Below are 11,678 nucleotides of genomic sequence, written 5' to 3' on the forward strand. Positions count from 1 at the left end.
GATGATGGGTGGCACCGGAGTGAAGAAGAAACGTCGGAACGGTGCCGTTCCCGTCGTCTCCGAAAAACTCAGTCGACCGGGCGGAAAGCCGCCTGACCCAGCGCCTGCGCGCACCAGCGCGATTGCGCCGATACGATACCGACATTGGACTCGTGGTTGGCGGCGATGAGCAGCACCATGCGGTCGCCCGGCGGTGGCACGCGCTGCACCACGGCGATTCCGGTATTGGTGGATATCATCACGTCGCGGAACTCGGCCTGGCCCAATTCCTTGGCGAGCGTTTCGCCAAGTCCGCACAGCGAGCCGGTGATGGCCGCCAAGCGCGAGGTATTGATCTCGCGGTTGATCACGCGGGCCAACTGCATGCCGTCCAGGCTCGAGAGCACCATGCAGTAGGCGCCGGGCATGCCGGCCACGGTATCGCGCATGCGCTCGATGCAGGGGCCTTGCTGGTCGGTGGGGAAGAACTTGTCCCAGCGACGACTGTCGACTTCGGTATCAAGCTGCATCGCGTGCTCCGGTGGCGGTGTTGGGCAGGGATTCCAGCAGCATGTTGAGTGCGAACAGCACGTCCGTGCGTTGACGGGGATCAATTTGCGTGATGTTCATTTCGAGCCCCTTGCTGCGGATGTGGCGGATCAGCTTGAGACTGTCGAATCCGTGTGCCGCGTGGTCGCCGTGAGTGATCACCAGCAGGCTGGTGACTTGGCGGATGGTATCCGCAAAGCTCTCCAGATAGCCATCCAGCACGTCGAGCGGGGTGGGGTGGCGCGCATCGATGAAGAACAGCGCGCCGATGGCGCCCTCGGAGATGATCGGCCAGATGAACTCGAACCGGCCCTGCCCGGGAACGCCGTAGAGGCGCAGCACTTCGCCGTCGTCCAGGGCCATTTCGCCGAAGTCCAGCGCGACCGTGGTCAAGCGGCTTTCATCGGAGGCGGGAACGTCGGTGCTGACCGGCGGATGGTCGCTGATCGCGCGGATGGCGGTGGATTTGCCGGCCCCTGGAGGGCCGACGAAGATGATCTTGAGGACATCGGACATGGATGGAATTAGTTGGCGAGGGTGCGGAGGCGGGCGCGAAGCCGGCCCAGCAGACTGGGGGAAGGTTGCGGGGGCGTTACCGGCTGGGCCGGGATGGGGATGGGTTCGATGGGCGACATCACGATGCGGGCGTGGCCGAAGGCGAACAGCAGCGACAGGCCGAAGCGCGCGCGCGCCGGGGAAATGCCTTCCGTCTCCGCGGCCTGTTTCAGCGCGGTCAGGGACATGGCGCGGGGAGAGAGACGGGCCAATACGCGCAGCCACGCCAGCGCATCGCTCTGGCGCGAGAGGTTGGGCCAGGTTTCGAGCTGCACGAGCGCCTGCGGGTCGTCATGCCAGCGCTCCAGCAGCGCGGCGGCATCGGGCGTGGCGTGTTGCGCCCAGCACAGTTGCTCGACCTGTATCGGCTGCGGGGCGTCTTCCCGGGTGGTGAGCCGGGTGAATTCGGCGGGGTCGAGCGGGGTGGCTTCAGCCACTTTCGCCGCCTGCGCCCTCTGGATGAAGCCGGCGGGATCGAGCCGGTGATAGGCGCTGTGGTGGCGCGCGTCGATGAGGAATTCCTCGCCGTTGACCAGCCGGACCCGCGAAGGCCCGGGCAGGGCGCCTTCGAGCAGTACGGCGAGAAGGGACTTGCCGGCGGCGGGGCGCGTACTCGCGCCAGGCCCGGCGCTAGCCGTGGGCGCGGCGTCGTGTTCGGCCAGCGAGCGGTTGATCAGTTCGGAAAGCGCGTCCGACAGCGGGACGATGCGGATCGGCCGTTCGAGCGAAAGCCGGTCCGGGCCTTTCGACAGGATCAATGCATCGCCCGCGGGATCGGGGGCCAGGGTCAGTTCGGCGGCCGCCTCCATTACGACCTGGCAGGGAATGGGCAGGCGCGGGGAAATGACCCGCATGGCGATCTGCACGTGGCTCTGCTCCAGCGCCGGCAATTGACCGATGGCCAGGCGCATGGGAGGTCGGGAGCGGAGCCGGGGCGAAGTGGACATTGGAAGGGCCAGGGGATGGTTGACCCGCCGGAGCGAGGTTGGAATGGGTTGCTTGCAGAGAAAGCGCCTTGCCGGCGTCGGAGCGAAAGAGGCGCTCCACGTCACACCGCGATTGCGGTGCATGGCGGAAAGCTGGGGTTCCCTTATATAAATATAATCAGAAAAGGGAATCTCGTCACATCTTGACTTCGGACGACCATGCCGAAATTTCCCGCGCCGAGTCGAATGGTCCCACGCGTTGTTTGAGCACGCGGCCATCGGCATCCAGCAGCACGCTGTAGGGTAGCACGCCGGCGGGATTGCCCAGCACCACACCGGCATCGCGCGGGCCGGCGTCGTCGCGGTAATGTGGATACGGCGATGGCTGGCGGTGCAGCCATTGGCGCACGGCCTCGGCGTCGTCCAGCGCCACGCCGATCACCTGCACGCCATCGGCGCCCTGCGCGCCGGCGAACGCGGCCAGTTCCGGCATCTCTCTGACGCAGGGGCCGCACCAGGTCGCCCAGAGGTTGATCAGCGCGGGGCGGTTGGGCGGCAGCGGTAGCGGCGCGAGCTCGCCGGCCAGCGTCCGTACCGGCACCGGTGGCAGGCGCTCGCCACGGCGCGCGATGGCTTGCCCCGCCGGAGCCTCGGGCTGGATCGCCGCGTTCAAGGCGCGTTGGCCGAGTTCCGTGCGCCAGATCGGGCCGGGGCCGTGGATGACGAATGCCGCCACCGCGCCGGCCAGCGCGGCGGCCGATGCGATCAGCAGCAATTGCTTCGCCTCGCGTTTCATGCGTTCAGCGCGCGGCTTCCCGCAGCGCTTCGTGGACGATCGCCGGGGTCAGGAGGGTGGGCAGGACGCGCGGCGCACCGCCATTTTTCGGATACGACACGTACAGCGGCAGGCCGACCGCGCCATGCTGTTGCAGGAAGGCGGAGATGGCCGGGTCGACATCGGTGTGGTCGCCGACCATGTAGACCGTGCCGGTCTCGGCCAGCGCTTCGCGGAAGCCCTGGCGGGCGAACACCGCGCGTTCGTTGGCCTTGCAGGTCACGCACCAGTCGGCGGTGATGTTGACGAACACCGGGCGGCCTTCGGCACGCAACTGGGCGAGCCGTGCTGCCGAATAGGCCGCGTGGGCGTCGGCGCGGCCTGGCGTGCTATCGGCGGCGGTGGCCGGCGCGCTTGCCGGCCGCGCCAGTTGGCCGATGGCATGGATGGCGTATATCGACCCGCCCAGCGCCAGCACGGCCAGCCCCAGCGCCCAGCGTTTGCCGTCGCGGCGCGCGTGCGTCCACGCCCACAGCGCCATCGCCAGCAGGATCGCGGCGAGCGCCCACAGCCCGAAGGCGTCTGCGCCGCGCTGCTGCGCGAGTACCCACACCAGCCAGGCGGCGGTGGCGTACATCGGGAAGGCGAGGAGTTGTTTCATCGTCTCCATCCACGCGCCGGGCTTCGGCAGGAAGCGGGCCAGCGCGGGCACGAAGCCGATCAGCAGGAACGGCAGCGCCAGCCCCAGTCCCAGCATCAGGAAGACGCCCATCGCCGCCGGTGCCGGCGCGACGAAGGCATACGCCAGCGCGCCGCCCATGAACGGCGCGGTGCAGGGCGTGGCCAGCACCACCGCCAGCACGCCGGTGAAGAAATCGCCACGGCGGCCGGACTTGCCGGCCAGCGCCAGCCCGGCTTGCGGCGCGGCAACCTGGGCATGCCACAGCCCCGAGAGCGACAGCCCGAAGGCGAACACCACCAGCGCCAGCGCCGCCACCAGCCACGGCAGTTGCAACTGGAAGCCCCAGCCCATGCCCTGGGCGAGGAGGCGGCTGCGCAGCGCCAGCACGACGCCGCCAAGCACCGCGAACGCGGCCAGCACGCCCAGCGTGTACCAGAGGGCGTGGCGGCGGGCGGTGGCGCGGTTCTCGCCGCTTTGCGCCAGGGCCAGGGCCTTCAGCGAGAGCACCGGCAGGACGCAGGGCATCAGGTTGAGGATCAGTCCGCCGATCAAGGCGAACAGCAACGCGGCGGCCAGGCCGATGGCGCGGCGTTGGCCGCCCGTCGCGCTGGCGGCGGGCGTGGCGTTCGTGTCGTCGTTCGCGCCGTCGCTGCCGGGGGGCGGCGTTGGTGCGGCGTCATCGCTCCCGCGTGTGGATGGCGGTGTTGCCGGGGCGGCTTCACCGCCCGGTGGCGCGGCCGCCGCGGCTTCCACCTTGCCCGGCCGTGCCTCGTCGGTGGCGACGGCCGCGGCGCGGGTCGTCGCTTCCATCGCCGGCAATGCGAGGCGGAAGGATTTCTTCATCGGCTCGTAGCAGATGCCGTTGTCCTGGCAGCCCTGCCAACTGGCGTGGAGCGTCACCGTCTGGGGTTTCGCGCCGGCTCCGTCGCGGGCGAGCGGCACGGGGATGTCGGTTTCGTCGAAATACACTTTGACCGCGCCGAAGTGTTCGTCGCGGTGGTCGCGCGCGGGCGGGAATCGCGGCTCGCCAAGCGCGATGCCGGTGGCGCCTTCCAGCCGCAGCGTCAGCTTGTCGCGGTAGAGGTAGTAGCCGCGCGCCGGCGCGACCCGCAGCAGCAGGCGGTTGCCGCCATCGGCGATGGCCTCGACCTTGAATGCCCGGGCGGGCGGGAGCGGCATCGCGTTCTGGCCGGGGACGATCGAGCCGCCCGGCGGCGTGCCGCCGCCGAGTTTGGCGCCGAGCGCGGCGAATCCGGCATCGCGCTGCGTCTCGCCGCCGGGCAGACGCACGGTCACGGTGCGGGTCTGCGGCGGATAGCAGACGCCGATGTCGGCGCAGCCTTGGTACTTGATGCGCAAGGCGACGGTATCGGATTGCGCCTTGCCCGGTAGCGCGACTTTCAATTCACCGCGATAGGTTTCGACATCGCCGAAGAATTCGTCGTGGTGTTTCTTGCCGTCGGAGATTTGCAGTTCGCCCGCTTCGAAGCCGCCGAGCGGCGTCACCTGGGTGCGGTGGCGGTAGAGGTAGTAACCCGGCGCGATCCGCCAGCGCACGTCGATGCGCTCGCGCGTCGTCGCCTCGGCGTGCGGTTTGAACACCGAATCGACGGGGGGGAGATCGCCCGGGTCCATCGCCTGGGGCAGGGCGGATGGACAGACGAAAGCGAGGAGAAGCGCGGCGAAGCCACGGATGAACAAGGGCATGAATCGGGATTCCTTAAGTGCTGGCCGCGGGTGTCATGACGCGGGGCGGGTTTCGGCGCGCACCCAGTCGAGATAGGCGGCTAGGCCGTCGCTGGCTTCGACAGCGAGAAGTTCGGGAAGTTCGTGGGGATGCAGTTCGACCAGCCGCGTGCGCAGGGCGTCCAGCCGCTCGGCGGTGGTCTTGACGATCAGTAGCAGTTCGTCGTCGCGCGCGATCTTGCCCTGCCAGCGGTAGGTGGACAGCAGCCCCGGCACCAGGTTGACGCAGGCGGCAAGGCGCTCCTCGACCAGTGCGGTGGCGATGCGCTCGGCGCTGGCGCGGTCGGGGCAGGTGTTGAGGCAGATCAGCACGGACATGGGCGTATAGGGTAACGGGTCGTGGCCACGGGGCTTGCCGCCGGAGTCGCCGGCGGCGCGCGTTTCATGTCCGTTGGCGATGGGCGCGTGCGTGGCGGCTGCCGGCGTCGTGCCGCGATGGAGCGGGCTTATTCCGTTTCCCGCAATGCCGCCAGCACGGCTTCGCCATAGCGCTCCAGTTTGCTCGCGCCGATGCCGCCGATCTCGGCCAGCGCGGCCAGTGTGGGCGGTTGTCGCGTGGCGATTTCGCGCAATGTCTTGTCGTGGAAGATGACGTAGGGCGGGACGCCTTGCTCGCGGGCCAGGCGGGTGCGTAGTTCGCGCAGGGCTTCGAAGTGCGGCTGCTGCCCGGGCGTCAGGGGCGTGGTCGGGCCGCCGCCGCGCGGGAGCCGCTCGCGTTCGCGTTTGCGGGGCGGTTCCTTGCGCAGCACGATGGGTTTGCGTTCCTTCAATATCTCCGCGCTTTTCGCCGTGAGGCGCAGGCCGCCGTAGCCTTCGGCATCCACGCCCAGCCAGCCGCCGGCCACCAGTTGCCGGAACACGCCGCGCCAGGTGCCGGCATCGAGCTCGGCGCCGATGCCGTAGGTCGAGAGCCGGTCGTGGCCGAATTGGCGGATGCGCTCGGTCTCGGCGCCGCGCAGGATATCGATGAGTTGGCCGGCGCCGAAGCGCTGGCCGCTGCGATAGACGCAGGAAAGCGCTTTCTGCGCGGCCACGGTGGCGTCCCAGCTTTCCGGCGGGCTCAGGCAGTTGTCGCAGTTGCCGCAGGTATCCGGAAAGGTTTCGCCGAAATTCGCCAGCAGCACCTGGCGCCGGCATCGCATGGATTCGCAATAGCCCACCAGGGCGTCCAGTTTGCGGTGTTCCAGCCGTTTGCGGGTTTCGTCGGCCTCGCCTTGTTCGATCATCTGCCTGAGCTGCACCAGATCGCCCAGGCCGTGGCACATCCAGGCTTCAGCCGGTTCGCCGTCGCGGCCGGCGCGTCCGGTTTCCTGGTAGTAGCCCTCCAGCGATTTGGGCAGGTCGAGGTGGGCGACGAAACGCACGTCCGGTTTGTCGATGCCCATGCCGAAGGCGATCGTCGCCACCATCACGATGCCGTCCTCGCGCAGGAAGCGGCGCTGGTGGCTGGCGCGCGCCTCGGCGTCCATGCCGGCGTGGTAGGCGAGCGCCTCGATGCCGTTTTCGCGCAGGAAATCGGCGGTGTCCTCCACCTTGCGCCGTGACATCGCGTAGACGATGCCGGCCTCGCCGGCGTGGCCGCGCAGGAAATCCAGCAACTGCTTTTTCGCGTTTTCCTTCTGCGCCACCCGGTAGCGGATGTTGGGGCGGTCGAAGCTGCTGACGAAGCGCTGGGCGCTTTCCAGTTGCAGCCGTTCGGCGATCTCGCGCTGGGTGGGCGGGTCGGCGGTGGCGGTCAGGGCGATGCGCGGCACTTCGGGCCAGCGCTCGTGCAGCACGGTGAGCTGGCGGTATTCCGGGCGGAAATCGTGGCCCCATTGCGAGACGCAGTGCGCTTCGTCGATGGCGAACAGGGCGATGCGGGCGCGTTCGAGCAGGGAGAGGAAGCGCGGGTTCAACAGCCGTTCCGGCGCGACGTAGAGCAGGTCGAGGCCGCCATCGAGCCATTGCCGCTCGACCTTCGCGGCGCTTTCGCCATCGAGCGTGGAGTTGAGATAGGCCGCCGCCACGCCGGCCTGTCTGAGCGCTTCGACCTGGTCCTGCATCAGCGCGATCAGCGGCGAGACCACGATGCCGCAGCCGGGCCGCAAGAGCGCGGGGATCTGGTAACACAGCGACTTGCCGCCGCCGGTGGGCATCAACACCAGCGCATCGCCGCCATCGACGATGCAATCGACGATTTCCGCCTGCCGGCCCCGGAACGCGGCGTGGCCGAATACGGTTTGCAAGGTGGTCAGGGCGGGATCGGTGGCGGCATTGGGCATCGGGTGAGGATACCGGGCGGGTCAAGCGACCGCGCCGGGGAAAGCCCCGGCGTGGCATCGGGCGGCGTGGCGCGCGGGTTTATTCCGTTGGCGCATCCAGCGCGCGGAGGATGGCGGTGGCGGTATGGATGCGGTCTTTCGCGGGCCAGCCGCTTTTGTTGGCCAGCAGCACGATGGCGATGTCCCGTCCGGGCAGCAGCAGGACGTACGAGGAAAAACCGCCGGTACCGCCGGTCTTGTTGAGCAGGTTGCCGTGGCCGGCGCGCGCCGGCTGGGCGATCGGGTCGACCGGATTGGCCCGCCGGCTCATGCGGGTGGAATTGCCCTCGGCCCAGCGCGTTTCGTCCACCGGCCACGGGTAGATTTCCCAGCCCAGCCCTTGCTGGTTGAGCGGCGTGCGATACCAGCCGGTTTGGGTGATGTCGATGGCCCGCCGCCATTCGGGCGCGAGTTTCGATGCGTCGAGATGAGCTTCGAGAAAATCCATGAGGCCGGTGCTGGAGGTCTTCAGGCTGCCCCAGGCGCCCGCGCACATCAGCGTGCCGGAGAAGCGGACCGGCCGGTCGCGGTCGTCGTAGCCCTGAGCGTAATTCGGCATTTCGGCGGCCGGCACCGTCACCCAGGTCTGGCGAAGTTTCAGTTGCGGCGCCAGCGTGCGTTCGATGGCGCGCGCGCAGGGTTGTCGCAGACCGCCCGCGGCGGCCAGCGCGAGAAGCGCGATGCTCGGGTTGGAATACATCCGCTGCGTGCCGGGCCGCCACTCGGGCTGCCAGCCGCGTAGCCATTGCATCGCGCCGGCATCGTCCTTCACCCCGTCGGGAAATTGCAGCGGGAGACCGCCCGCCGCATAGGTGCCGGCCTGCAACACGCTGATGCGGTCGAAGGCGCTGCCGGCGAGCGCGGGGATGTACCGGCTGACCGGCGCGGAGAGCGAGAGCTTGCCGCTGGCCTCGGCGTAGCCGGCGAGCGTCGCCCCATAGACCTTGCTCACCGAGCCGATCTCGAACAGGGTGTTCGCCGTCACCGGCTTGCCGGTTTTCCTGGAGGCTACGCCATAGTTGAAGTAATGGCGCTGGCCGCGCGCATGGATGGCCACGGCCATGCCGGGAATCCGGTGTTCGGCCATCGCCGGGCCGATGGCGGATTCCACCACGGCGCTCAACGGGCGCGCCGGCGGCATGCTGGCGGCATTGCAAAGCATGGGGATGGCGAGGAACGCGGTGGCGATGGCGGGTCGGGCAAACAGCGGCTTGAACATGGCGGTTCTGGCTCCGGACAGGCGCTCGGGCGAGCGGAAAAACGCAATTTAGGCCGCGCCATGCCCCGCCGCAAACGACTATATTTCGGCTTCGCCATTAGAAAAATTGCGGGTGTGTTGGCCATGGATCGTCCCTTGCTGCCCTTGAACGCCCTGCGCGCTTTCGAGTCCTCCGCCCGCCACCTGAGCTTCACCAAGGCCGCCATCGAACTGTGCGTGACTCAGGCGGCGGTGAGCCATCAGGTCAAGGCGTTGGAGCGGCGGCTCGGTTTCGCCTTGTTCAAGCGCCTGCCGCGCGGGCTGATGCTGACTGGCGAGGGCGAAACCCTGCTGCCGGCGATGCGCCAGGCGTTCGACCGCATCGCCGATGCGCTGGCACGCTTCGAGTCCGGCCACTATCGCGAAGGGCTGATGGTCGGCGCGGTCGGTACGTTCGCCGTGGGCTGGCTGCTGCCGCGCCTGCCGGTGTTCGAGGCCGCGCATCCGTGGGTGGATCTGCGCCTGTCCACCCACAACAACCGGGTCGATATCGCCGCCGAGGGGCTGGATTTCGCCATTCGTTTCGGTGGCGGCGCTTGGCACGGTACCGAGGCGGTCAGGCTGATGGATGCGCCGTTTTCAGCGCTGTGCGCGCCGGTGGTGGCCGAACGTCTGTGTCGGCCGGGCGATGTCGTCCGTGAAGGGCTGCTGCGCTCCTATCGCGGCGAGGAGTGGCCGCGCTGGTTCGACGCGGCGGGGCTGCCGGCGGACACGCCGATCCGGCGTGGCATCGTGTTCGACAGTTCGTTGGCGATGATGGAAGCCGCCCGCCAGGGCGCGGGCGTGGCGCTGGCCCCGGTGGCGATGTTCGCGTCGATGCTGGCCCGCGACGAAATCCGCCAACCCTTCGACATTCACATCGATGGCGGCGGCTATTGGTTGACCCGGCTGCAATCGCGCGCCGAGACCCCGGCGATGGCCGCGTTCCGTGATTGGCTGGTGGCGCAAGCGACCGCAACCGCGGGCTGAAGCCCACGCCGCGGCGCCAAGCGGGCGGCGTTGATGGGCGAGGATGCGCGGCGACTCTCAGCCCATCCGCATCGCATGGGCTTGCTGCCGCGATTGCGCCTCGGCGTCCTGCTGCTGGGCCAGTTGCCGGTTCAGTGCATCGTTCCGCCCAAGCGTTTCCTGCATGCCCGGCGCTTGCTCGGCCGTGTCGATCGTGGCGCGGTAGCCGGGCGTGTTGCCGAGGATCAGCAGCTTGTCGCCGGAGAACACGATCTGGTCGAGCTGCTCCGGTTGGCGGATACCGTTCTGCTTGGCCTGATACATCGCCTGCATGACCCGGGCATCGTCGATATCGGCGGGCGAGTCGTCCCGGATGCGCTCGAAAAGCAGACGGTCGTTGACCGGCAGCCGGGCCAGCAGCGGGTTGGCGAGCGCCTGGCCGGAAGGGTTTGTGGACCCGGCCTGCGTCTGGTTCCAGGCGGCGGTGTGCGCTTCCATGGTGCCGCGAATGGCCTGTTGGGTGTCCAGCGCATGGCGTCTGCCGTCGTGCCCAAGCAGCCCGAGCTGGCCATTGCCCTCCAGGCTTAGTTGGGCGTTGCCCAAATCGATGTCTTCCTGCGCGGCCTTCACCGCCAGCGCGCCGGCCAGTTTTTCACTGTGCGGGCCGGGCACGATGCCGTTGGCCCGCTCCATCCGCCGCACGGCGGACAACGCGGTGGCGAATGGCAGATGGCCGGGATGGGCCGGGTCGCGGAAATCCGGCGGATACGGGTCGGGCTGGTTCTCGGTGAGCTGCCGTTGCAGCCAGTCGCGCTCCGGCAGCGGGTTTTCGGTTTCCTGGTTGAGCTTGCTGTCGGGGAAAGGGGCGGGAATGCGCTGGAGGTGTTCCTTGTTGTCCAGCACCTTCACGTCGCCTTCGAAATCCGTCACTGGTCTCGGGGTGCGGTTGAGGAGCGATTGCCGGGTGGTATGCAGCCCGGCATGGTTGAGCGCGCCCCAGGTGAAATCGATGCAACTGTTGCGCAGGCCGCCGTATTCTAGGTTGAAGTAGGTTTCGTCGCCACGTGCGCCCGTTTCGCCATATTCCTTGAATTTTTCGTATTGTTGGGCGGTAATCTGGATAGTACGGCTGTAGGCAGGGTTCTGGTATTTTAAATGCTCATTTTCCACGACATGGCCGGGGCCGCTGGCCCCGCTTTCTATTGGAGAGAAGCCATAAGCTTTCTCTGTTTTCCCATCGTTGATCATGTAGTACATATGCCCGGCGCGGGAGCGGGTTTCCTCCTCTCCCTGTTTGATGGGGGTGCCGGGGGCAGCCAGATAGATGGTGACGGTATAGAGCTGTTCTTTAGCCGGGTTGTGCGGATGCCAGTCATCGAATCGGTGGCTCATTGCTTGATTCCCCATAGGTGATAGTGCGTGACGACCATTTCAAAAGGAAGATTCGCCAGGATGGGATGGTCCTCCAGACTCTCCATCTCGATATGGTAACGGCCGGGTGTGGGCGGGAAGATGCTTGCCACTTCCAATGGTCGGTAGGCTCGATTGCGGTAGTCGAACTTGCCGATTGCAATCATTTCCTTGGTATCCATGCCAGCGCCGTTATGCTTAGTGAACACCTCGTCGGGGTGAGGTTCGTACCATGCCTTGCTGGGCCGGATGGTTTGCTGCATCTCGTGAAGCACGATCGGAATGCGCTCTCCCCCTTCGATACGCCAAAGCCGGATACGGATCGGAATGGGGGATTGACCCAAATGATCCACCATTTTCATCCAGGTGGCAGCTTCTTCAGGGCTGCTCTTTTTCTTGATGACGCTAAACCGAAACCCCACCCAGACCGGCCGTAGATGATCTCCGTCCATGGCGTTGGGCAGCTCGAAATCCGCTGTGACCTTGCTGCCGGCTTTCGGCAGGTCGAAGGGTTTGATGACCGGGAAGCCGTCGCCATAGCGGGCGG

The 11,678-nt window shown here is 67.5% G+C and carries 11 protein-coding genes; 1 reads left to right on the forward strand and 10 read right to left on the reverse strand.

Going from position 1 to position 11,678, the window contains the following annotated elements; translation table 11 throughout:
- Positions 1–68: 68 nt before the first annotated feature.
- The 8 genes from EBB59_RS08010 to ampC all read right to left on the reverse strand — a co-directional run bounded on the left by EBB59_RS08010 (position 69) and on the right by ampC (position 8,734).
- A complete protein-coding gene (locus tag EBB59_RS08010) occupies positions 69–509 on the reverse strand; it encodes a roadblock/LC7 domain-containing protein (RefSeq protein ID WP_122101623.1) in 441 nt (146 codons plus the stop codon).
- Positions 499–1,044, reverse strand: a complete 546-nt coding sequence (locus tag EBB59_RS08015; protein ID WP_122101624.1) for a GTP-binding protein — start codon at positions 1,042–1,044, stop codon at positions 499–501. Before EBB59_RS08015 ends, EBB59_RS08010 begins: the two co-directional genes overlap by 11 nt.
- 8 nt (positions 1,045–1,052) lie before the next feature.
- Entirely contained in the window at positions 1,053–1,994 is a 942-nt protein-coding gene (locus EBB59_RS08020; RefSeq protein ID WP_122101625.1) for a hypothetical protein, read from the reverse strand.
- A gap of 211 nt (positions 1,995–2,205) precedes the next feature.
- Entirely contained in the window at positions 2,206–2,805 is a 600-nt protein-coding gene (locus tag EBB59_RS08025; protein ID WP_122101626.1) for a TlpA family protein disulfide reductase, read from the reverse strand.
- 4 nt (positions 2,806–2,809) lie between these two features.
- Entirely contained in the window at positions 2,810–5,173 is a 2,364-nt protein-coding gene (locus EBB59_RS08030; RefSeq protein ID WP_122101627.1) for a protein-disulfide reductase DsbD family protein, read from the reverse strand.
- 33 nt (positions 5,174–5,206) lie between these two features.
- Positions 5,207–5,530 carry a divalent-cation tolerance protein CutA gene (gene cutA, locus EBB59_RS08035; protein ID WP_122101628.1) on the reverse strand — a complete coding sequence of 108 codons (324 nt, stop codon included), beginning with the start codon at positions 5,528–5,530 and terminating at the stop codon, positions 5,207–5,209.
- A gap of 128 nt (positions 5,531–5,658) precedes the next feature.
- The gene (recQ, locus tag EBB59_RS08040) at positions 5,659–7,476 is read right to left on the reverse strand and encodes a DNA helicase RecQ (RefSeq protein ID WP_122101629.1); all 1,818 of its coding nucleotides are present in this window, start codon (positions 7,474–7,476) and stop codon (positions 5,659–5,661) included.
- 79 nt (positions 7,477–7,555) lie between these two features.
- The gene (gene ampC / locus EBB59_RS08045) at positions 7,556–8,734 is read right to left on the reverse strand and encodes a class C beta-lactamase (RefSeq protein ID WP_122101630.1); all 1,179 of its coding nucleotides are present in this window, start codon (positions 8,732–8,734) and stop codon (positions 7,556–7,558) included.
- A gap of 123 nt (positions 8,735–8,857) precedes the next feature.
- Here ampC and EBB59_RS08050 point away from each other — a divergent pair, with 123 nt between their 5' ends.
- On the forward strand, positions 8,858–9,742 hold the full coding sequence (locus EBB59_RS08050) for a LysR family transcriptional regulator (protein WP_122101631.1): 885 nt from the start codon (positions 8,858–8,860) through the stop codon (positions 9,740–9,742).
- A 57-nt stretch (positions 9,743–9,799) separates the two neighbouring features.
- On the opposite strand, the gene EBB59_RS08055 is transcribed toward EBB59_RS08050, so the two are convergent.
- Together EBB59_RS08055 and EBB59_RS13810 are read right to left on the reverse strand one after the other, a co-directional pair.
- Entirely contained in the window at positions 9,800–11,113 is a 1,314-nt protein-coding gene (locus EBB59_RS08055) for an XVIPCD domain-containing protein (protein ID WP_122101632.1), read from the reverse strand.
- On the reverse strand, positions 11,110–11,678 hold a 569-nt coding region (locus EBB59_RS13810; protein WP_122101633.1), incomplete at its 5' end, for a hypothetical protein. The genes EBB59_RS08055 and EBB59_RS13810, both read right to left, overlap by 4 nt.

It is taken from the genome of Solilutibacter pythonis, assembly GCF_003697345.1.
Lineage (GTDB): Bacteria > Pseudomonadota > Gammaproteobacteria > Xanthomonadales > Xanthomonadaceae > Solilutibacter > Solilutibacter pythonis.